The following is a 20765-nucleotide window of genomic DNA, read 5'->3' as shown; positions in this document are numbered from 1 at the left end:
ATCTGCCTGGAGCCTCTATCCCATGGTCTTTACCACCCCCTTCAAGCGCCTGTTCCTGGGTACTGCCCTGGCCCTTGGCCTGGCCACCAGCGCCCACGCCGCCGACCTGCAACCACTGCGGGTGGCCAATCAGAAATCCACGATCAAGACGCTGCTGGAAGTGTCCGGCGAAACCAAAGACGTGCCCTATGCCATCCAGTGGTCGGAGTTCCCCTCCGCCTCGCCCTTGGGCGAAGCCCTGAATGCCGGCGCGGTGGATGTCGGTGCCTTGGGCGATGCGCCTTACGTGTTCGCGCTGGGCGCCGGGGCGTCCTTAAAAGTGGTCAGCATCATCCACGCCGAAGGACGCAACACCACCGCGCTGCTGGTACCCAAGGACTCGCCAATCAAGACGGCCGCCGACCTCAAGGGTAAGAAAATCGTCACCGGGCGTGGCTCCATCGGGCATTACCTGGCGATCAAGGCGTTGGCCAGCGCGGGTCTGACCAGCCAGGATGTGCAGTTCATCTTCTTGTTGCCCGCCGAATCCCGCTTGGTGCTGGATAACGGCACCGCCGATGCCTGGGCGACCTGGGACCCTTACACCACCGTGGTGACCTCCCAAAGCCAGGCGCGAATCATCGCCAGTGGCAACACGCTGTTGAGCAACCACCTGTACCTCGCGGCCACCAGCCAGGCCATTGCCGACAAGCGCACGCAGCTGGACGACTTTGTCGCCCGCGTCGATCGCGCCTACGCCTGGGCCAATACGCACCCCAACGAATACGCCGCCGCCCAGACCAAAATCACCGGCCTGCCACTGGCCGTGCATGTGGCGGTGGCCAAGGAAACCCGTCTGAGCCCGGTATTGATCGACGACAGCGTGATCAGTGGCCTGCAAACCACCGCCGACACCTACCAAAAAGAAGGCCTGCTGACCAAACACATCGACGTGTCACAGGGCTTCGACAAAAGCTTTAACGCCAAGCGTGCCCCCAACAACCAAGTCTCGCGCTGAAGGAACAGAACATGAGCCAGCCACGTCAACTAAAACCACGCCATTTAAAACTGGGTGCCATGGTCCACGGTGTCGGCCACGGCTGGGGCGAATGGCGCCACCCGCAGGCCCAACCGAATGCCAGTACGAATTTCGGCTTCTACAAGCAGCAGACTGAACTGGCCGAAGCTGCCAAATTCGACTTTGTGTTCATCGCCGATAGCCTGCATATACACGCCAAATCCAGCCCCCATTACCTCAACCGTTTCGAGCCGCTGACGATCTTGTCAGCCCTCGCGGCATTGACCACCCATATCGGCCTGGTCGCCACCGTGACCGTCAGCTACACCGAGCCCTACCAAGTGGCACGTCAGTTCGCGTCTCTGGACCATATCAGCGGCGGCCGCGCCGGATGGAACGTGGTCACCTCGTGGCTCAGCGGCACCGCCGATAACTTCGGCAAGGCCGAGCACCCGCCCCATGCCGTGCGCTACCGCATGGCCAAGGAACACCTGAACGTGGTCAAGGGCCTGTGGGATTCCTGGGAGGACGACGCCTTTGCCTACAACAAGCAAAGCGGCGAGTTTTTCACCCCGGACAAGCTTCACGCGTTGAACCACAAGGGCGAGTTTTTCTCGGTCAAAGGCCCGCTGAACATTGCGCGTTCGCGCCAGGGCCAGCCCGCAATTTTCCAGGCCGGCACCTCGGAAGACGGGCGTAACTTTGCCGCCGAACATTCCGATGCGATTTTTGTGCATGTGGAAAGCATCGAAGAAGGCCTGGCCTACTCCCAGGACCTCAAACGCCGTGCCAAAGGCTTTGGCCGCGATGCCGACAGCCTGTCGATCCTGCCGGGCATCCGCCCGATTGTCGGGCGCGACGAGGCCGAAGTGGAAAGCCGCTACCAGCAGGCCGTGGAGCTGGTCACCGTGGAAGACGCCATTGTCGCCCTCGGCCGCCCGTTCAACGACCACGATTTCAGTAAATACCCCCTGGACGAACCCTTCCCGGAACTCGGCGACTTGGGCTCCAACAGCCAGAAAGGCGGCTCCGATCGCATCAAGCAACTGGCCAAGGACGAAGGCCTGACCCTGCGTGAAGTGGCCCTGCGGTTCTCGCGGCCCAAGCGTGATTTTGTCGGCACCCCTGAGCAAGTCGCTGATGCGATCCAGACCTGGTTCGAGCGCGGCGCCAGCGATGGCTTCATCGTCAACTCGGTGCTGCCGGATGGCTTGCAGTACTTCACCGAACTGGTGGTGCCGGTGCTGCAACAGCGCGGCCTGTTCCGCACCGAATACACCGGCCAGACCCTGCGCGACAACCTGGGCCTGGACGTACCGGTCAACCGTTACAGCGTCGAGGTGCAAGCGCCGCAGGAGGCATTGGCATGAGCGAATCCCTTAACCGTCAGTTGGCGGCGCTGCACGCCGAGCGTGTAGCGACCTGGGCCCCGGCGGCGTTGCAAGTCAATATCGACCAGCGCCAGCGCCTGGTGGATGAAGCGCGGGTAGACGACTACGTGCAGGTGGGTGATGAGCTCGACCCGTTTACCTTGCTCAACGTCGAAGGCGGCGAACTCAACCGCGAGCTGCTGTTGGCAGACGGCCCCGCGGTGCTGATCTTCTTCCGTTTTGCCGGCTGCCCGGCGTGCAACATCGCCCTGCCCTATTACGAGCGCCAGCTGTACCCACGCCTGCGCGAATTGGGTGTACCGCTGGTAGCGATCAGCCCGCAAGTGCCGGAACGCCTGGTGGAAATCAAGACCCACCACGCGCTGCAACTGCTGGTCGCCAGCGACCCGGATAACAACCTCGGGCGGCGCTTGGGGATTCTCTACAGCTTCGATGAAGCCTCGCGTAACGCGGCATTGGCCAAGGGCAATCACATCGGTGAAACCACCGGTACGGGGACCTGGGAGTTGCCCCAACCGACCGTCGTGGTGATTGCCCAGGACGGCACGGTCGCGTTCGTAGACGTTAGCCCGGATTGGCTGGTACGTACCGAAGCCGAGCCGGTGGTACAGGTGGTGGAGCGCTTGTTGGGCCAACAGCCTGTGCGCCTCGCCATCTAAGCCAAAATCCTCTGTGGGAGGGGCAAGTCGAATCGTCGCGCCGCCCCTCCCACATTTTTGACCGAGTACATTCTTATGACCCAACCGTCTCTACGCTCCGTGGAAGTCGCCAATTTCGAAGCCTTGCTCGAACGCCTCACCACCGAGCTGGCCAGTACCGCGCCGCAGTACGATGACAGTGGCGCCTTCCCCCACGCCAACTTCCAGCTATTGCATGAACACGGCCTGGTCGCCCTCACCGTGCCCAAGACCCTGGGCGGCGGCGGTGCCAGCCTGCCTCAGGCGCGCAAGGCGATCAGTGCGATTGCCAAGGGCGAGCCGTCCACCGCGCTGATCCTGGTGATGCAATACCTGCAACACACACGCCTGCAAGACAGCAAAACCTGGCCCCAGCACCTGCGCGTGAAAGTCGCCGAAGACGCAGTGCGTAACGGTGCGCTGATCAACGCCCTGCGCGTCGAGCCCGACCTCGGCACCCCGGCCCGTGGCGGCCTGCCGGCAACCACTGCGGTGCGCACTGCCGAAGGCTGGCGCATCAGCGGGCGCAAGATCTACTCCACCGGCAGCCATGGCCTGAGCTGGTTCAGCGTGTGGGCGCGCAGTGACGACGCCGACCCGCTGGTGGGCGCCTGGCTGGTGCCCAAGGACAGCCCCGGCGTGAGCATCATCGACACCTGGGACCACCTCGGCATGCGCGCCACCTGCAGCCATGAAGTGGTGCTCGACAACGTGCTGGTGCCGCTGGACCACGCCGTCAGTGTCAGCCCTTGGAGCGCACCGCAGCCGGAGTTGGATGCGGAGGGTTTCCTGTGGATGTCGGTGCTGCTCTCGTCGGTGTACGACGCCGTGGCCCAGGCCGCGCGGGACTGGCTGGTGAACTGGCTGGAAGAACGCACGCCGTCCAACCTCGGTGCGGCGTTGTCGACCTTGCCGCGCTTTCAGGAAACCGTCGGGCATATAGACACCCTGCTGTTCGCCAACCGCAGCCTGCTCGACGCCGCCGCCGACGGCCACACACCGGCATCCAACGCCGCACAGTTGAAGTACCTGGTCACCCACAACGCTATTCGCGCGGTGGAACTGGCCATTGAGGCTTCCGGCAACCCTGGCCTGTCGCGCCATAGCCCGCTGCAACGCCACTACCGCGATGTGCTGTGCAGTCGCGTACATACCCCCCAGAACGATGCAGTGCTGCAAGGCGTCGGTAAAGCCGTGTTCGCCCAACGCCAGAAGGAACGCACATGACTCAAGTGATTATTGCCAGCCAGTTGGACGAAGACTACAACGACGTGATCCGCGCTCGCCTGCGCACGGTCCACCCCGAAGCCCAGGTGATCGGCGTGCCGGTGGGCGTGCCAAGCGATCTGCCGCCCCAGGCGAATATCCTGTTGCTGCGTCCGATCAACGTGCGCGGCTACACCGCCCCGGATACCCCGCCGCCAGGCTGGCCCTACGGCGCGCAATGGGTGCACTTGGTCTCATCGGGCATAGACTTCTACCCGCAATGGCTGTTCAACGGCCCGCCGGTGACCACCTCCCGGGGCAGCGCCGCCGACAACCTGGCCGAGTTCGCCCTGGCGGCGATCTTTGCCGCGTCCAAGCATTTGCCGGATATCTGGGTGAAGGATTCTCAGTGGAATTTCACCCCGCTGCGTCCGGTCAAGGGCACCACATTGGGGATTCTCGGCTTTGGTGCGATTGGTGAACGCCTGGCGCAGAAGGCTCACGCGCTGGGAATCAAGGTGGTTGCGCTGCGCCAAAGCCCGACACCGTTCGGGATCGACGGGGTCGAGGCGGCCAGGGACATCCACGACCTGTTCGCCCGCGCCGACCACCTGGTGCTGGCGGCACCGCTGACCGAGGCTACGCGCCATATCGTCGATCGGGACGTGTTGGGCAGCGCCAAGCCGGGGCTGCATTTGATCAACATTGCGCGCGGGGGGTTGGTGGATCAGGAGGCGCTGCTGGAAGCGCTGGATAACGGGCAAATCGGCCTGGCATCGCTCGACGTGACCGAGCCGGAACCGTTGCCGGATGGGCACCCGTTGTATACGCATCCGAGGGTGAGGTTATCGCCGCATACGTCGGCGATATCGACCGATAGCCGTAATGAGATTGCTGAGACGTTTTTGGCGAACCTGGAGCGGTATGTTTTGGGTGTGGAATTGGTGAATCTGGCTAATGGGTGATGCCGTTTGAAGGTGGGGGTTGTTTGGATTGCGGTTTTTTGGTGTACATATCCGTTTCTGCGGTAACGGCGGGTATTGGTTCCGCCCTTACGGCGGGTCACTTTGGAAAAGAGCCCCAAAGTAACCAAAGGGCTCTTGCCCCAACACTCGGCACCTCGCCTAGGCTCGGTGTGCCCTCACTCCGGCTTGAATCCGTGGGCCGCCGCGATGGGCCATCCATGGCCCAGCGCGGCTAACCCGGCGTCCTGCCGGGTTACCCACGGATTCAAGCCTGCGTTCGGCCAGCGTGTTTGACGGGGCGCCTAGGATCAAAATCAAAAGCGCAGATCAAAAGACCGCTGACTTCGTCAGCGAAAAGGATGTAAGAGCCAGATCAAAAGCACATCAAAAGCACATCAAAAGCAGAGCAAAAGCAGAGCAAAAGCAGGACAGCAGGCTAGGACCTATCTGTCTGATCTATGGAGGTCAAACTGTGGGAGGGGGCTTGCTCCCGATAGCAGTGGGTCAGTCACAGCTGCATCAACTGACACACCCTCATCGGGAGCAAGCCCCCTCCCACATTTGGACGGAGTTGGAGCTGAGAACCCGGTCGGCTCTAAGGCCGCCGCGGCCTTGCTTTTGATCTGAAATCGCCCCCGTCAACCACGATGGCCGGAATTCGACATTGATTTGGGGGGTAAACCGGCAGGGATGCCGGTTTACCCCCCAAATCAATGTCGGATTACGGGCATGCCGAGCCTAGGCGAGGCACCGAGTGGTGGGGCGAAGGCCTTTTGGTTACTTTTGGCTGGGCCGGCATTCCGGCCTTTACAAAAGTGACCCGCTGTAAGAGCGGAACCATAGGCGGCCGTTACCGCAGCAACGGATATGCACTCGATCCCATCCAACATCCTGGTCAACTAAACACCACCTGCGGTAAACCAAGCTCACCACAACAGCAGCATTGCCAACCGAACGGATCATTTGATGCGGTAGTGAAAGGTATTCCTCACAGCCGGCACCACAACAGCCTTGCCATCAACGATCCTTGGCTGATAGCGGAAGGTGTTCGCCGCCGCCAGTGAAGGACGCATGAACAACGGGTGGCAGCCGTCCAACACCTTGGGATTTTCCACGCGGCCTTGGGTGTTGACGCTGTACTCCAGGGTGCAATCGCCTTCGATGTTCTTGTCCAGAGCACGCTCTGGGTAATCCGGCGCTTCCTTGCTCAGAGGCTGGTATTGGCGGCTGTCAAAGGCAGGTGCAGCTGCAGGCACAGGTGTGGCGACGCGGGCTTTTTCCGCAGCCAATCGCTCCTGGGCCTGGCGCTGTAGTTCCAGCTCGCGGGTGCGTTGTTCGGTGGCCAGGCGTTCCTGTTGTTGCTCGATTTTCTTTTCTTCGACGCGTTTACGCGCCAGGGCGGCTTTCTCCAGTTTTTGCGCCTGGATTCGGGGGTCGACCGCAGGTTTCACTGGTACCGGAATCACCACCGGCTCCGGCGGCGCAGGTGACGGTGCAGCAACCACCGGCTCTGGTACTGCCACCGGCGCAGGCGGCAGCATGACCAACTGCGTGTGCATCACCCGAGGTGCCTCCACGATCGGTTTTTCCGTCGACCAGCCCACCATCAACGCCGCCAACACGCCCACGTGCAGCGCCACCGCCAGGCTGGCGGCGAAGCTGTTTCGCCACACGCCGGAGGTATCCCTGGGTTCCATCACAAGCGTCGGACTGTGCATGATCATCGCCGTCATTGCGGGGCCTCGGTCACCAGCCCCAGGTTGCTGACACCGCCTTTTTGCAACACCGCCATGGCTGCAACCACACGTCCGTAGCCGGCGTTGTCGTCGGCGCGGATGTACACCTGGGTGTCGCTGCGTTCCGCTACCACCTGCATGACCTTGGCGCCCATTTCGTCCAGGCTCACGGCGCTGTCGGTCTGGTGCTGGGTGTCGAGCTCGCCGCCGAGGTTCCAGTAGTAGCCGCCATCGGCCTTTACCGACAGCGTCAGGATCTGCTGGCGGGTATCGGTGGCCAGCGCCTCGGCGGCGACCTTGGGCAGCTCGATCTTCACGCCCTGGGTCAGCATTGGCGCGGTGACCATGAAGATCACCAGCAGCACCAGCATCACGTCGATATACGGCACCACGTTCATTTCGGCCTTGGGCCCGTGCTTGCGTTGCGGCCTGACTAACATGGGAGTTGCTCCTTTCAGGCGGCCACGGCCAGGTTGATCGGCGCACCGCGCAGGGTGCGGTGCAGGCGCACTTGCAGCTCATTGCCAAACGCGTAGTAACGGGTGAGCAGCGTCTGGCCACGCGCCGCGAAGCGGTTATAGGCGATCACCGCCGGGATGGCTGCAAACAGGCCGATGGCTGTGGCGATCAGCGCTTCGGCAATGCCCGGCGCCACTGTCGACAACGTGGCCTGTTGCACTTGGGACAAACCGATAAAGGAATTCATGATCCCCCACACCGTGCCAAACAAACCGATGTACGGGCTGACCGAACCCACGGTCGCGAGAAATTGCAGGCCCTTTTCCAGTTCGATTTCCTGCTCGGTGATCGCCACCTGCAAGGCCCGCTCAACACCTTCGAGCACCGCAGGGTCATGGCTGTGCAGGTGCTGGTATTCCTGGACGCCGGCAATAAAGATCGGCGCAATCCCGCCCTCGCCCGCCTGCACGGTTTCGCGGTACAGCGGTTGCAAGTCCGACGCTGCGCGAAAGCGCTGCACAAAGCCATTCAACTGGCGCTCCAGGCGGCGCAGTACGCTGCCGCGCTGGATGATCAGGTACCAGCTGAGCAACGACGCCAGCAGCAAGGTGATCATGACCGCCTTGACCAACAGGCTGGCGTCACTGATAAGGCCCCAGATCGTCATATGTTCCATCGTCGCGTGCATGGTGATGTCCTATTCGATTAAAAAGTGATGACGGGGTGATGACGGTTCACGGCAATTTCAGCGCACGGGTCACGTCAGCCCACGGTACGAATTTAAAATTCTGGGTTTGCTCGGGCATGCGCTTGCGGCCGTCCTGCACCACCAGCATGCCTTGGCTCCAAGGCCCGCCCAGGTTGATGGCGGTGACCTCCAAGCCATCGGTTTCCGAGGCGCCGTCGATACCGGCGGCGGCATTAAGGCCGACGCGAAACCCACCGTGAATCGCAAACGGCGGCTCGGCATCCACCACCAGGTAGCTGTCGTTGCCTTGGCTGGAGATCACCAGATAGTCGCGCTTGTCGCTCTGATACAGCGCCAGGCCCTCGACGTCCGCGTGCAACTGCGGGCCGACCTTGATCACGCTAGTGAGGGTGGCCGGTTGATCGGCACGAGCGTCCACCGCCCACACCCCCACGTCTTCTTCGCCGATAAACAAGCGCTGGCGCTGGTCGTCGGCCACGCAGCCTTCAGGCTGGCTGTCGACCTTGAACTGGCGCACCAGCTCACCTTGCACACGGCCATCCGGGGCGCTCAGGCGGTATTGCAGGAAAGTGCCGTCCTTGCCGTTGGCGATGGCATAGATCTCGCCGCTGGCGGGCTGATACAGGCAGATGCCATAGATTTCCTTGAGCGGCGTAGGCACTTCACCGGCTTCGCGCAACTCGCCGCTCTGACGGTCGATGCTGAACACGCTGAGGCTGTTGTGATCACGATTGCTGGCGACGGCCAGATCCACGGTCTGGGCGCCCAGCTTGAAGTTGGGGCGGACGTCGACGTTGTTCAGGCGTCCGACCGCCAGTTCCTGCAACAGCTTGCCGTCAAGGTCATAGGCCAACAGGCCTTGTTTTTTGTTGGTGCCAAGCACGCGGCTTTTGGCCGGGGTGTCGGGGTGAATCCAGATCGCCGGATCATCCGCTGCATCGCCCTGGCGACCCACTGGGTCGGTTTGGCGCACGGCGGCGACTTCCGGCAGTACAGGATCTGCCGCTACAGGCTTGGCCTGCCAGTTGAGCTTGCCCTGGTAGAGCGTGCCGCTGTCGTCGTCGCGTACCAGCAGCTGTTGGCCGTCGACGCTCAATTGCTCGGGTTCTTTCAGGCCAGGCAAGCTCAGGCTCGGCTGTTCCACCCAGCGCTCGCCCGTCCTTTGGAACAGGTGAAGTTGCGCAGTCTTTGGATCGAGCGCGACCACGCCACCCGGCACCAGGGCGACGGCACCGGCTTCACGTTTGGGATTATCGAACACCGCCACCGGGGTGCGTTTCACGTCCGCTTCCGGGTGCGCCGGGTAGGCCCACCAGCCGACATTTTCTTCATTGACTATCAGTTGATTCGTCCCGTCGTCCACCTGGCAGAACTGCGCCGATGGTGGCAGCGGCAAACCGCGCACACGCTGGGGTTCAGTCAGCAGCGTCGCGCCATTGCCCACCAACCATTGCTCGCCCTTGCCCTCCTCACCCACCAAAAACACAAACAGGTTGGCCGCTGAATCGCGGTACAGGCACAGGCCGTTCACCGGGTAATCGCGGGCCGGCAGGTACAGCGGTTTGCCCCAGGTTTTGCTGGCGGCGTCGAGGGTGATCAACAGCGCTTGTTGACGATCATTGTCGAGGCTGGCGACCAGTACCTGGGCGCCTGCGGTGCGGGTGTCGAGGCTGCTGAAGTTGCCTTTGAACCGGGTCAGTTCAGTGCCTTTGGCGTCGAGCAGTTGCAGGCCGTCGCGGGTGCTGGCGGCCAGGCGCTCGGGGGTGCTGGGGAGGAAAGCCACTGCTTCGGCGTTCAGGGATGTCGCCCAAGGCGTCAGGGTCAGGTCGGCAGCCAGTGCATGAGTGCAGGTCAACACCGATATCAGCAAGTACAACGTGGAGATTCTCATGTACGAACAAATCCTTCGAAAACAATGGAGTTCCCATGTGGGAGGGGTCTTGCTCCCGATGAGGGTGTGTCAGTCAGCAGATGTATTCACTGAACCACCGCTATCGGGAGCAAGCGCCCTCCCACATTGGAATCGAGGTGTGAGTTAGAAATGGGTGAAGGTCAGGCCGAGCTTGTAGGTCGGGCCGTACTCTTCGTATTGGCCGTTGTAGCTGCGGTGGCCGGTGTAGACGAAGTACGACTCATCGGTGAGGTTCTGGGCCTCGAAGCTGACTTGCAGGTTCTTGGTCAGCGAGTAGCGCGCGCTGAAATCGACGAAGGTCTGCGCGTCCACATGCAGGTCGTGGGCCTTGTCGTTGATCGAGGCCAGTTCATACAGGTAGGCCGATTTGTAGTTGGCCGACAGGCGCAGGCTGAGCTTGTCGTCTTCCCAACCGAGCATCAGGTTGCCGACGGTGTCTGATTGGTTCGGCAGGCTGATGTTGCGTTTGCGGTTCGTGCCGCTGGCGGCGTCGAAGCCTTCGATATCCGCGCTGGAGCGGCTGAAGGTGCTGTTGGCGCCGATCAGCAGACCGTTCCAGGGCGCGGGCAGCCAGTCGAATTTCTGCGAGTAGGCCAGTTCCAGGCCATAGAGCTTGGCGCTGTCGCCGTTGGCGTAGGTGTGGGCCTCGGAGAAGTTGGTCCAGGCGCCGGTGCCGGCCACGTCGGTGTTGTAGACGAAGTTCTTGATGTCTTTGTAAAACACGAACGCTGAGACGGTGCCGGCGCGGCCCATGAAGTGCTCGATGCCAAGGTCGAGGTTGCTCGATTCTAAGGGCTTGAGGTCCGGGTTGCCAAAGGTGGCTTCGTCATCGTCGATCACAAAACCCGGCGCCAGTTGGCCGAAGGTCGGGCGCACCACGGACTTGGTCCAGGCCGCGCGCACCTGGGTGTTTTTGTCGATCTGGTAGCGCGCATGCAGGCCCGGCAGCCAGTGGTGATACTGGCGCTTGGTCTCGGTGGCAGTGAACACGCCATCGGTGGCGCCGGTACCCTTGGCTTCGAACTCGGTGCCTTCGTAGCGCAGGCCGGCGATAAAGCGCCAGTCGTCGATGTCGATGGTGTTCATCAGGTAGCCGGCGTTGATGTCTTCGCGAATGGTGAAGTCGTTGACCCGGGACTCGGTCTCGTCATAAAAGTCCGCTGCATTGAGGCTGCCGATCAGTTGCTTGATGCCGCTGGCGCTGATGCCTGGCCCGTAGTTGCCCAGGCGATAGTCGACACTGCCCTTCTGGAACTGGGTCAGGTTGAGCTGGTCGGCGGTGTAGCCAAGGGTGTCGAAGTCCTTATAGACCCAGGCCTCCAGGTCATTGTCCTTATTACGGCGACTCACCTTGCCACCGAATTTGACCTGGGACGCATAGCCGCTCAGGTCGTAGTCGCGGGCCAGGTCCAGGCGCAGGTTTTTCTCGGTGTCCTTGGTGTTCTGTTTTTCCCAATCAACTTTGTCGAGCGTGAAGTTGCTTGGGTCGTAGAAACCGGCACCGATGATTGGCCGTGGCTGGTCCTTGTCGTAGAAACCGCTGTTGGCAAAGTCGCCGCCGTCGAAGGTGGCTCCGGCGATGTGCGCCGGGCTGTCTTCGCTCGATTGGCTGTAACCGGCCTGACCGCTGAGGGTCCACAGGCCAAGCATGCGCTCACCGCCGAACACGTAGGACTGGATTTCCTGAGTTTCCTCACGGTTCTTCAGCTTGCGCTTGGCTTCAGCGTCGCCCAGTTCACCAGCGGCTTGGGGGTCGGTAAATTCAATGCTGGTGGAGTTGCGGGTTTCGGTGTCTTTGTAGCGGCTGTAGAGGGTGCGCAGGTAGTAGCTGCTGAGGTCATCGGGCTTATAGTCGAAGTTCAGTCCACCGCCGGCGCGTTCGCGGCTGATGTCGTAATCACGCTGTTCGAATTCGTTGAGTTTGGCGCCGTCGGTGAAGTCCCAGGCACCGCCGGTTTCGACGTTGTCCGAGCCAAAATCACGCTTCTGCCAGCTTAGGGCTGCGGCTACGCCAAAGTTGTCGATGCCATCGCCGAGGCTGAAGCGGTTGCTCGCCGCGCCGGAGAATTTGGGGCTGGTCTGACTCGTATTCTTGTCGTAACTGGCTTCGGTGCTGCCGGTGTAGAACAGGCCTTTGTGGTCGAAGGCCGACAGGCTCTGCACGTCGACGGTGCCACCGAGGGAGTTAGCGTCCATGTCCGGGGTGAGGGTCTTGATCACCGACAGCGACTGCACCAGTTCAGACGGCAGCACATCGAGGGCCACGGCGCGGCGCGCGCTTTCCGGGGCGGGCACCAGGGTGCCGTTGATGGTTACGCTGTTGAGGTCCGGGCCGAGGCCACGCACGCTGACAAATCGCCCTTCGCCCTGATCGCGCTCGACGCTGATGCCGGGCAAACGCTGCACCGCTTCTGCGACGTTTTCATCCGGCAACTGGGCCACGCCGTCGGCATGCACCACGCTTTTGATGCTGTCAGAGCTGCGCTGCTCTTTAAGCGCTTGATCGATGGCAGCGGCCTGGCCGACCACTTCGACATGCTCGGTGGTGGTGGCCTCGGCGGCGCTCAACCGTTCGCTGGCAATCGCCAGGGCCAAGGCGGTGAGCGTGAAGCTGACGAGCCCGGTGCGCTTGTACATGAAATCCTCCCCAAGAATCCGTTGGCGCCAGGCAAATGGCCCGGCAACTGGGAGGGCAAGCTAGGGGTGGGGGATGACGGTTCTGTGACAGGAGTTGGCGGCGAGGCCCGTAAACTGGGGGTTTTGCCCGAACCCGGACGTGGAATGAGCTGATATGACCTGTGGAGATCCCCTGTGGGAGGGGGCGTGCCCCCGATAGCGGTGGGTCAGCAGGCCTATCTGTTGACTGATACACCGCCATCGGGAGCAAGCCCCCTCCCACATTTTCTGATCTCCAGTGTGTTTGAGGTGAGCTGATTCGACCCTCCCACTCCGTCATCCAACCGTCACATCCATCTGCTGTGCTGGCGCCCATCGCTCATTCGCCCAAGGACCCGCGGCCATGTTTTCCGTGCTCAAACCTCATCGCTGGAAACTCGCGCTCTTGCTCATTGCCGCCAACGCCGGGCTGATCCTGCACCTGGCCTGCGGCGAGTTGAAAAGCGTCAGCGAGTGGGTCTGGCTGGATATTTTCGGCGAAGGCGGTTCCGCCCTGCTCGCCCTGGTGTGGCTGGGCCTGGTGCTTAAAAGCCGCCCCGCCGGGCGCGTCACCAATTACCTGGCGCTGGGGCTGTCGTGCATCTTCTTTTCGTGGTGGATCGACAGCCTCGATGAGTTTATCCGCCTGCCCGACAGCATCACCTGGGACCACTGGCTGGAATCCGGCCCGATGCCGGTGGGCATGATTCTGCTGACCATCGGCATCTACCACTGGCACCGCGAACAACTGGCGATCAGCGCGCAGATGGAAAAGCGCGAACGGCTGTTTCGCGAGCACCGGCTGTTCGACAAACTCACGCCCCTGGCCGGTGCCGACTACCTCAAGCGCCAATTGGCCGACAGCCTGCACGACAGCCGCGAACAGCAAGAGCCGCTGTCACTGCTGGCCCTGGACCTGGACAACTTCGCCGCCATTAACCAGGCCTACGGGCATGCCGAAGGTGACGCCGTGCTCCAGGCCCTCAGCCATTTGTTGTTGCTCAATCTGCGCCGCCAGGACTTGCTTTGTCGACTGGCCGGTGACCGCTTTGTGGTGCTGCTGCCCAACACCGGCGAGCGCCAGGCCAAAGAGCTCGCGCTGGAGTTGCAGCAAGCGGTACATGGCCTGGCCCACAAAACCCGGCAACAGGGCGAACGCCTGCAACTGGCGGCGACCACAGCAGTGGTGATGGCCCTGGACGAGCCGCCCCAGGACTTGCTCAAGCGCCTGAACCTGGCGTTGGCCAGGGCCAAGCAACCTCTCGCGAAAAGCGCCTGAGATGGCGGTGAAAACCAACTGGTATGAGGCCGACAGCCGCTTCATACCAGGGCACAACCAACCGGCCACGCTGATTGACCTGGCCCTGTCCCGTGACATCGACAGCCATCGTTTGCTGCGCGGCACCGGGCTGTTCCACGAGGACATCCTGGCCGGAACGGCGCGCTTGAGCCCGCAGCAGTTCCTGGCACTGATCGGTAACAGTCGAAAGCTGCTGGATGCCGACGACAGCAGTTTTCTGTTGGGCCAGCGCTTGCTGCCCGGCTATTACGGCGCAGCCAGCCATGCCTTGGGCCATGCACAGAATCTGCATCAAGCGCTGGAGATCCTTATTCAGCAACAGGTGCTGCTCAGCCCGTTGGTCACCCTGCAAGTGGAGCTGGATGAGCACCACGCCTACCTGTATTGGCTGGACAGTTGCGGCGCTGGCGAGCAGTGGCGGTTTCTGCTGGAAGCGAGCATGACGTCGCTGGTTGCCATGAGCCAATGGCTCAGCGGCGAGCGTCTGCCGTGGGTGTGCAGTTTCAGCCATGCCGAGCCGCGTTATGTCGAGCAGTATTGGGTACATCTGGGCGAAGAGACGCGCTTCGAGCGTCCGCTGGACATGATGTGCATCCCCCGCGAACACCTCACCCGCGCCTGGCCCGGGGCTTCGGCTACCGCCGGCCAGGTCGCGCGCCAGCAAGCTCGCGAACAGATCGAACATTTGGGCTTTGCCGGCAGTTTTCTCGATTGCCTCTACGACTATTTGCGCGAGCAGGTGCGCCAACCGCCGAGCCTGGAACAGGCGGCCCAGGCCTTCGCCATGAGCCCGGCGACCCTCAAGCGCAAACTGCACAAACACCACACCGGCTTTCAGCAGCAAGTGGACCGGGTACGCAAACAGGTGGCGCTGCACCTGTACCAGGTCAAGGGCTACAGCAATGATGAAGTGGCGGCGTACCTGAACTTCAATGATGCGGCGAACTTTCGACGCTCATTCAAGCGCTGGACTGGCAGCACCCCGAACCTGATCCGCCAGTTGTTCAACAGCCGCTAGCCAGGCGCTCGCGCAGGAACTCCACCAACGCCTGCACCGGCCGCGAGCTTTGCCGATGTTGGGGATAGACCGCCGACAAGGTCAGGGCTTCGGGGGCGAAGTCGTCGAGAATGGTGATCAGGCGACCGTCCTTCAACGCGTCGCCAACGATAAAGGTCGGCAGGTAAGTGACGCCCAGCCCGGCGATGGCGGTGTCACGCAACAGCTCACCGTTATTCACGCGCATGCGACCGCTGACATTCAGCGCCTGCACCTTGCCCTTGAAGCGCCATTGCACTTGACGGCCATGGCCGTAAGGCAGGCAGTCGTGTTGAGCCAGATCATCGGGTTGCAAGGGTGTGCCGCGCAGAGCCAGGTAGTCGGGGCTGGCGCAATACACCCGCTGGATGCTGGCGATACGGCGGGCGATCAGGGTGGAGTCTTCCAGGGTGCCGATGCGCAACACCAGGTCGTAGCCTTCGCCGATCAGGTCCACGGGGCGATCGCTGAGGTCGACCTCCACCGACACTTGGGGATGGCGCTGCAAAAACAACGGTAATAGGCAACCCAGGTGCGCCATGGCAAACGACAACGGCGCACTGAGGCGAATGGTGCCGCGCGGTTCGCTGTTCTGGCCGGCGATGCCCTGCTCCACTTGCTCGACTTCACCGAGCAGGCGCAAGGCAGATTCGTAGTAGCTCTGGCCCAGGGGCGTGACATCCAGCCGGCGCGTCGAGCGGTTGAGCAGGCGCACGCCGAGGCGATCTTCCAGCTGGATCAGGCGGCGGCTGACGAATTGCTTGGACAGGCCCAATTGTTCGGCGGCAGCGGTGAAGCTGCCGGATTCCATGACCTGGCAAAACAGGCGCATGTCTTCGAAGGGGTTCATTGTCGCTTCTCGGTGGACGATGGGCTGATTTATAACTGGATGGTCGCAACACCACAAATCAAATGTGGGAGGGGGCTTGCTCCCGATTGCGGTGTGTCAGTCTCAATAGCTTTGACTGAGGCACCGCTATCGGGGGCAAGCCCCCTCCCACATTGATCACCTACAGGCTTGAAAACCGGTTACTTGGCAGTAAACGCCGAGTAGCTGTTCATCAGGTTGCGGTAGTTGGGGATGCGCGGCGACAGCAGGTTGGCCAGGCCTTCCATGTCGTTGCGCCAGTCCACTTGCAGCTCGCAGGCCACGGAGAACCAGTTCACCAGCTGGGCGCCGGCGGCGGTCATGCGCGCCCAGGCGGCTTGTTGCACGGTTTCATTGAAAGTCCCGGAAGCATCGGTGACGACGAACACTTCGAAGCCTTCAGCGAGGGCACACAGGGTCGGGAACGCTACGCACACGTCCGTCACTACACCGGCAATGATGATCTGCTTGCGGCCGGTGGCCTTGACCGCCTTGACGAAATCTTCGTTGTCCCAGGCGTTGATCTGGCCAGGACGGGCGATGTACGGCGCGTCCGGGAACAGTGCCTTGAGTTCTGGCACCAGTGGGCCGTTAGGACCGCCTTCAAAACTGGTGGTCAGGATGGTCGGCAGGTTGAAGAACTTCGCCACGTCGGCCAGGGCCAGTACGTTGTTCTTGAATTCATTGGGGGAGAAATCCTGTACCAGGGAGATCAGGCCCGTCTGGTGGTCGACCAACAGTACGACGGCGTCATCTTTGTTCAAGCGCTTGTAAGTCATGGGTTAACTCCTTGGGGGGTTTAAAAGGCAAAACACGAGCAGCCAAACGCACCCCAGAAACCCTGGAAGTCGCTGACCGGCACGCTTGAAAGACGGGCTTTCTCATGGCTGTGGGAATGCACGCCGCACGGGCCGCTGCATTGGTGTACTTGAGCTTGCAAAGGTGAACTTGGACGCCAGTGACCCGGCACCTTGACCACCGGCGACCAGTCAGGCAGCACCGGCACGCGCGGCGGTGCGTAGTCTTCGAAGTCGCCGGCGCCGTACACGACCTTGCCGCCCACCACGGTGAGCACTGACTCGATCCACTTGATGGCTTCTTCATCGACACTGAAGAAGTCCGCTGACAGCGCGGCGACGTCCGCCAACTGGCCGACCTTGATCTGGCCTTTCTTGCCCTGCTCGGACGAGAACCAGGCGCTGCCATGGGTGAACAACTCCAGCGCGGTGAGGCGCGGCAGACCTTCGGCGTGCAGTTCCAGGCCGCCGACGGTACGGCCGCTGACCATCCAGTACAGCGAGGTCCAAGGGTTGTAGCTCGACACCCGTGTGGCGTCGGTGCCCGCCCCTACTGGCACGCCTTCGGCGAGCATGCGCTTGATCGGCGGCGTGGCTTCGGCAGCCTTGGCACCGTAGCGCTCGACAAAATACTCACCCTGGAACGCCATGCGGTCCTGGATCGCAATGCCGCCGCCGAGGGCTCGAACGCGCTCGATATTTTTCGGGGTGATGGTCTCGGCGTGGTCGAAGAACCACGGCAGCCCATTGAACGGGATGTCGCGGTTGACCTTTTCGAACACGTCGAGCATGCGCGAGATGGACTCGTCATAGGTGGCATGCAAGCGGAACGGCCAGCGTTGTTCCACCAGGTGGCGCACCACCGGTTCCAGCTCCTGCTCCATGGTCAGGGGCAGATCCGGGCGCGGCTCCAGGAAGTCTTCAAAGTCCGCCGCCGAGAACACCAGCATCTCGCCGGCGCCATTATGGCGCAGGTAGTCATCGCCCTGGTGCAGGGTGACGCTGCCGGTCCAGTTCTTGAAGTCGCTGAGTTCTTCCTTGGGCTTCTGGGTGAACAGGTTGTAGGCGATGCGTACCGTCAGCTGTTCGTCCTTGGCCAGTTGCTCGATCACCGCGTAGTCATCGGGGTAGTTCTGGAAACCACCGCCGGCGTCGATGGCGCTGGTGAGGCCCAGGCGATTGAGTTCACGCATGAACTGGCGCGTGGAGTTGACTTGGTATTCCAGCGGCAGTTTCGGGCCCTTGGCCAGGGTCGAATACAGAATCATCGCGTTGGGCCGCGCCACCAGCATGCCGGTGGGGTTGCCGTTGCTGTCGCGCACGATCTCGCCGCCCGGCGGGTTCGGCGTGTCTTTGGTGTAGCCGGCCACGCGCAACGCGGCGCGGTTGAGCAAGGCGCGGTCATACAGGTGCAGCACAAACACCGGCGTGTCCGGCGCGGCCTGGTTGAGTTCTTCCAGGGTCGGCATGCGTTTTTCGGCGAACTGGAATTCGTTCCAGCCGCCCACCACGCGCACCCATTGCGGCGTGGGCGTGCGGTCGGCCTGGTCCTTGAGCATGCGCAGTGCATCGGCCAGGGACGGCACGCCTTCCCAGCGTAGTTCGAGGTTGTAGTTCAGCCCGCCACGGATCAGGTGCAGGTGGGAGTCATTGAGGCCGGGAATCACGGTGCGGCCCTTGAGGTCGATGACCTGGGTGCCGCTGCCACGCAGGGCCATGGCCTCGCCATCGGTGCCGACGGCGACAAAGCGACCCTGGCTGATGGCGACGGCGGTTGCGCGCGGGTTTTCACGGTCCACGGTGTGGAACTGGCCATTGAACAGAATCAGATCGGCGTTCATAGGGTTTCCTTTACAGAGGCTTCAAGCCAGGGTGCGAACAGGCGGGTAGCCGCCGGCATCAGCAGGTACACCACCAGCAGCACGATGGTCAGAGTGACCAGGAAGGTGGAGACCACGTAGTTGGACAGGAACGGGTGCAGACGCAGGATGGGCCCCCAGATAAACGGCAACAGCAAGGTCTGCGGCAAAATCACAAACAGGCTGACGACCGCCTGTTTCCAGCGCGGCGGCTTGGCGGCGCTGTCGGCCAGGGGCGCGAACCAGAATTCGTTGACCGCACCGATCTCGGTCTTGTCGCCATCGGCCAGCATCGGCGAGGCTTCGACAATCAGGGTTTTACGCTCGGGGGAGTCGAGCCAGGTTTCCAGGTCGTCGGTGGAGCGGTAGCGCAATACGCAAGTGAATAGCGCCAGGTTGTTCTGTTTGCTGCGCACCACGTCGACACCCAAGTGCCCTGGGCGCTCGCCGGCGATGCGCACGATGCGGCGCAGCCAGGCTTCGTAGTTGGCTTCCTGGCCTTGCTTGATCAAGTGTTTGACGACCAGGGTGACGACTTCGTCGGGTCCCGTCTGTGGTGCTGGGTCCATGGTGTGCCCCTCTGCCTTGAAATGTCAGCGATGAGGGGAGTTTGCCGCGGATGGGGGGTGGGAAAATTGGATGTACGTGCTGTTTAAGTCACCAGCCTTCTTTCAACATACGCAACTCCAGGTGCTGCAGCAGCATGATGGTCTTGCCGTCGGCGATCTCGCCGCTCTGCACCATCGCCAGGGCCTGCTCGAAGCCCAGTTCCAGCACCTCAATGTCCTCGCCCTCCTCTTCCAGGCCACCGCCACCACTGACCCGATCCCCCGGCTGGTATTCGCCGATAAAAAAGTGAATCCGCTCAGTGACCGAGCCTGGGCTCATGAACGCCGCGTAGACCTTCTCAACCTGCCCCACGCGATAACCGGTCTCTTCCTCGGCTTCTAGGCGAATGCGCTCCTCGGGGCTGGCATTGTCCAGCAAGCCCGCCGCCGCTTCGATCAGATAACCGTGGTAGTCATTGACGAAGGTGGGCATGCGGAACTGGCGAATCAGCAACACGGTGCGTTGCGCGCGGTTGTACAGCAGGATGGTCGCGCCATTGCCTCGGTCGTACACCTCGCGGGTCTGAGCTTGCCAACTGCCGTCGCGACGACGCAGGTCGAAGCTGTATTTTTTCAGCAGGTACCAGTTGTCCGAGAGGGTCTCTTCGGCGGTGATGCGAACGGGGCTGTTGTCCATAGTCGGGCTCTTTGTTCCAAGGAGTAATAGGGGGTTCACGCTTGTTTGATGCGAGGCCACGCGGCCGCGACTTCTTCAGCACTGCCGGCGTTGATCCGCGCCAGGTTGCGCGGGTAGTCCACCCCGGGATTCTCAGTGAAGCGCGTTGCGGTGAATTGACCGTTGCTGGCCCGCAGGATGTAGCCCGTGTCCTCGCACAGCGTGGAGGCGAGAAACAATACCCCCGGGGTTACCCAATCAGGCTTGAGTTCGTCAGGTTCCTCGGTCACGCCCCACATCCGCGTCTTGGCCACCGGCGAGATCGCATTGACCCGGATGCCGGCCTCGGCACCCTCATGGCTCAGCGCGTTCATGATCCCCAGTTGCGCCATCTTGCCAGCGCTGTAGGCCACCAGGCCGGTCTGCTCGTATTGTGCGTACATGGCGCGGTCGGACGTGGTGAGGATAATCCGTGGCGCGGTTGAGCGCAGAAGGTGCGGCCACGCGTGCTTGCACAGCCAAAGTGGCGCGTAGAGGTTGATGTCCATGGCCCGCTGCAGGAACGCGGCATCCAGGTCTTGGATGTTCTGGTAACCCACCCAACCGGCGTTGTGAATAAGGATATCGAGTTGACCAAATGCCTCGATGGCGTACGCAACCAGTTGCTGACAGCCCTCGTTGGTGGACAAGTCACCGCCATGTCCGATCACCGCGAGCCCTTCGGCCTGCAAGGCTTCTGCCGCCGCCTGGACCACCGAGGCATCGTTGCCGGCGCCCACCTTGTCGGCGCCGATATCGCTGATCACCACCCGGGCACCGCCCAGGGCCAGTGCCCGTGCATAACTGAGTCCCAACCCACGCGCACCGCCGGTGACGATGGCGGTTTTACCTGTGAAATCCATGTGCTTGCTCTCCTGTTCGGCCGCCTACCCTAACAACCGGTGTACGGGTTGTTCAATGCTGTAACACTTTGC

General features: G+C 62.0%; 18 protein-coding genes. 7 read left to right on the top strand and 11 right to left on the bottom strand.

Annotated features, from left to right (window positions below):
- The first annotated feature begins 22 nt into the window (after window positions 1-22).
- The 5 genes from CKW32_RS07985 to CKW32_RS07965 all read left to right on the top strand — a co-directional run bounded on the left by CKW32_RS07985 (window position 23) and on the right by CKW32_RS07965 (window position 5236).
- Complete coding sequence (locus tag CKW32_RS07985) at window positions 23-997, top strand: ABC transporter substrate-binding protein (RefSeq protein WP_032886599.1); 975 nt, start codon at window positions 23-25, stop codon at window positions 995-997.
- A gap of 11 nt (window positions 998-1008) precedes the next feature.
- Window positions 1009-2367 carry an LLM class flavin-dependent oxidoreductase gene (locus CKW32_RS07980; protein ID WP_095184525.1) on the top strand — a complete coding sequence of 453 codons (1359 nt, stop codon included), beginning with the start codon at window positions 1009-1011 and terminating at the stop codon, window positions 2365-2367.
- The gene (locus tag CKW32_RS07975) at window positions 2364-3047 is read left to right on the top strand and encodes a peroxiredoxin-like family protein (protein ID WP_095184524.1); all 684 of its coding nucleotides are present in this window, start codon (window positions 2364-2366) and stop codon (window positions 3045-3047) included. Before CKW32_RS07980 ends, CKW32_RS07975 begins: the two co-directional genes overlap by 4 nt.
- Window positions 3048-3122: 75 nt before the next feature.
- Window positions 3123-4292, top strand: a complete 1170-nt coding sequence (locus CKW32_RS07970; RefSeq protein ID WP_095184523.1) for an acyl-CoA dehydrogenase family protein — start codon at window positions 3123-3125, stop codon at window positions 4290-4292.
- Window positions 4289-5236 (top strand): D-isomer specific 2-hydroxyacid dehydrogenase family protein, encoded by a 948-nt coding sequence (locus CKW32_RS07965; protein ID WP_095184522.1) that lies wholly within the window; start codon window positions 4289-4291, stop codon window positions 5234-5236. Before CKW32_RS07970 ends, CKW32_RS07965 begins: the two co-directional genes overlap by 4 nt.
- Window positions 5237-6195: 959 nt before the next feature.
- Here CKW32_RS07965 and CKW32_RS07950 read toward each other — a convergent pair.
- From CKW32_RS07950 to CKW32_RS07930, 5 genes are all read right to left on the bottom strand, one after another.
- Window positions 6196-6969 carry an energy transducer TonB gene (locus CKW32_RS07950; RefSeq protein ID WP_095184520.1) on the bottom strand — a complete coding sequence of 258 codons (774 nt, stop codon included), beginning with the start codon at window positions 6967-6969 and terminating at the stop codon, window positions 6196-6198.
- Window positions 6966-7412, bottom strand: coding sequence for a protein TolR (gene tolR, locus CKW32_RS07945; RefSeq protein ID WP_095184519.1), 447 nt, complete (start codon window positions 7410-7412; stop codon window positions 6966-6968). Before tolR ends, CKW32_RS07950 begins: the two co-directional genes overlap by 4 nt.
- Window positions 7413-7426: 14 nt before the next feature.
- Window positions 7427-8119 carry a protein TolQ gene (gene tolQ / locus CKW32_RS07940; RefSeq protein WP_032889400.1) on the bottom strand — a complete coding sequence of 231 codons (693 nt, stop codon included), beginning with the start codon at window positions 8117-8119 and terminating at the stop codon, window positions 7427-7429.
- A 46-nt stretch (window positions 8120-8165) separates the two neighbouring features.
- Window positions 8166-10031, bottom strand: a complete 1866-nt coding sequence (locus tag CKW32_RS07935) for a phytase (protein WP_095184518.1) — start codon at window positions 10029-10031, stop codon at window positions 8166-8168.
- Window positions 10032-10175: 144 nt separating this feature from the next.
- Window positions 10176-12689, bottom strand: a complete 2514-nt coding sequence (locus tag CKW32_RS07930; protein WP_095184517.1) for a TonB-dependent receptor — start codon at window positions 12687-12689, stop codon at window positions 10176-10178.
- A 382-nt stretch (window positions 12690-13071) separates the two neighbouring features.
- Between CKW32_RS07930 and CKW32_RS07925 the strand changes: the two genes are divergently transcribed.
- A complete protein-coding gene (locus tag CKW32_RS07925; protein WP_095184516.1) occupies window positions 13072-13986 on the top strand; it encodes a GGDEF domain-containing protein in 915 nt (304 codons plus the stop codon).
- A gap of 1 nt (window position 13987) precedes the next feature.
- Window positions 13988-15025 (top strand): AraC family transcriptional regulator, encoded by a 1038-nt coding sequence (locus CKW32_RS07920; protein ID WP_095184515.1) that lies wholly within the window; start codon window positions 13988-13990, stop codon window positions 15023-15025.
- Here CKW32_RS07920 and CKW32_RS07915 read toward each other — a convergent pair.
- The 6 genes from CKW32_RS07915 to CKW32_RS07890 form a co-directional block, all read right to left on the bottom strand.
- Complete coding sequence (locus tag CKW32_RS07915; RefSeq protein WP_095184514.1) at window positions 15012-15893, bottom strand: LysR family transcriptional regulator; 882 nt, start codon at window positions 15891-15893, stop codon at window positions 15012-15014. The two genes, CKW32_RS07920 and CKW32_RS07915, sit on opposite strands and share 14 nt — an antisense overlap.
- Window positions 15894-16072: 179 nt before the next feature.
- The gene (gene ycaC / locus CKW32_RS07910; protein WP_032889415.1) at window positions 16073-16690 is read right to left on the bottom strand and encodes an isochorismate family cysteine hydrolase YcaC; all 618 of its coding nucleotides are present in this window, start codon (window positions 16688-16690) and stop codon (window positions 16073-16075) included.
- A gap of 20 nt (window positions 16691-16710) precedes the next feature.
- Window positions 16711-18549, bottom strand: coding sequence for an amidohydrolase (locus CKW32_RS07905; RefSeq protein ID WP_095184513.1), 1839 nt, complete (start codon window positions 18547-18549; stop codon window positions 16711-16713).
- Complete coding sequence (locus CKW32_RS07900; RefSeq protein ID WP_032889421.1) at window positions 18546-19136, bottom strand: antibiotic biosynthesis monooxygenase; 591 nt, start codon at window positions 19134-19136, stop codon at window positions 18546-18548. The genes CKW32_RS07905 and CKW32_RS07900 overlap by 4 nt, the downstream gene beginning before the upstream one ends.
- 88 nt (window positions 19137-19224) lie before the next feature.
- Window positions 19225-19812, bottom strand: coding sequence for an NUDIX domain-containing protein (locus CKW32_RS07895; RefSeq protein WP_032889423.1), 588 nt, complete (start codon window positions 19810-19812; stop codon window positions 19225-19227).
- 35 nt (window positions 19813-19847) lie between these two features.
- The gene (locus tag CKW32_RS07890) at window positions 19848-20693 is read right to left on the bottom strand and encodes an SDR family NAD(P)-dependent oxidoreductase (RefSeq protein ID WP_032889425.1); all 846 of its coding nucleotides are present in this window, start codon (window positions 20691-20693) and stop codon (window positions 19848-19850) included.
- Window positions 20694-20765 lie beyond the last annotated feature (72 nt).

Origin of the sequence: Pseudomonas sp. Irchel 3H9, from assembly GCF_900187495.1 — a bacterium.
GTDB classification, from domain to species: Bacteria; Pseudomonadota; Gammaproteobacteria; order Pseudomonadales; family Pseudomonadaceae; genus Aquipseudomonas; species Aquipseudomonas sivasensis.
The sequence above is the reverse complement of the archived record's forward strand: the minus strand, read 5'-3'. Positions and strand labels throughout refer to the sequence as shown.

Coding starts and splice junctions, on each gene's coding strand:
- CKW32_RS07985 (WP_032886599.1), top strand. CDS start 23: ATGGTCTTTACCACCCCCTTCAAGCGCCTGTTCCTGGGTACTGCCCTG.
- CKW32_RS07980 (WP_095184525.1), top strand. CDS start 1,009: ATGAGCCAGCCACGTCAACTAAAACCACGCCATTTAAAACTGGGTGCC.
- CKW32_RS07975 (WP_095184524.1), top strand. CDS start 2,364: ATGAGCGAATCCCTTAACCGTCAGTTGGCGGCGCTGCACGCCGAGCGT.
- CKW32_RS07970 (WP_095184523.1), top strand. CDS start 3,123: ATGACCCAACCGTCTCTACGCTCCGTGGAAGTCGCCAATTTCGAAGCC.
- CKW32_RS07965 (WP_095184522.1), top strand. CDS start 4,289: ATGACTCAAGTGATTATTGCCAGCCAGTTGGACGAAGACTACAACGAC.
- CKW32_RS07950 (WP_095184520.1), bottom strand. CDS start 6,969: ATGACGGCGATGATCATGCACAGTCCGACGCTTGTGATGGAACCCAGG.
- tolR (WP_095184519.1), bottom strand. CDS start 7,412: ATGTTAGTCAGGCCGCAACGCAAGCACGGGCCCAAGGCCGAAATGAAC.
- tolQ (WP_032889400.1), bottom strand. CDS start 8,119: ATGCACGCGACGATGGAACATATGACGATCTGGGGCCTTATCAGTGAC.
- CKW32_RS07935 (WP_095184518.1), bottom strand. CDS start 10,031: ATGAGAATCTCCACGTTGTACTTGCTGATATCGGTGTTGACCTGCACT.
- CKW32_RS07930 (WP_095184517.1), bottom strand. CDS start 12,689: ATGTACAAGCGCACCGGGCTCGTCAGCTTCACGCTCACCGCCTTGGCC.
- CKW32_RS07925 (WP_095184516.1), top strand. CDS start 13,072: ATGTTTTCCGTGCTCAAACCTCATCGCTGGAAACTCGCGCTCTTGCTC.
- CKW32_RS07920 (WP_095184515.1), top strand. CDS start 13,988: ATGGCGGTGAAAACCAACTGGTATGAGGCCGACAGCCGCTTCATACCA.
- CKW32_RS07915 (WP_095184514.1), bottom strand. CDS start 15,893: ATGAACCCCTTCGAAGACATGCGCCTGTTTTGCCAGGTCATGGAATCC.
- ycaC (WP_032889415.1), bottom strand. CDS start 16,690: ATGACTTACAAGCGCTTGAACAAAGATGACGCCGTCGTACTGTTGGTC.
- CKW32_RS07905 (WP_095184513.1), bottom strand. CDS start 18,549: ATGAACGCCGATCTGATTCTGTTCAATGGCCAGTTCCACACCGTGGAC.
- CKW32_RS07900 (WP_032889421.1), bottom strand. CDS start 19,136: ATGGACCCAGCACCACAGACGGGACCCGACGAAGTCGTCACCCTGGTC.
- CKW32_RS07895 (WP_032889423.1), bottom strand. CDS start 19,812: ATGGACAACAGCCCCGTTCGCATCACCGCCGAAGAGACCCTCTCGGAC.
- CKW32_RS07890 (WP_032889425.1), bottom strand. CDS start 20,693: ATGGATTTCACAGGTAAAACCGCCATCGTCACCGGCGGTGCGCGTGGG.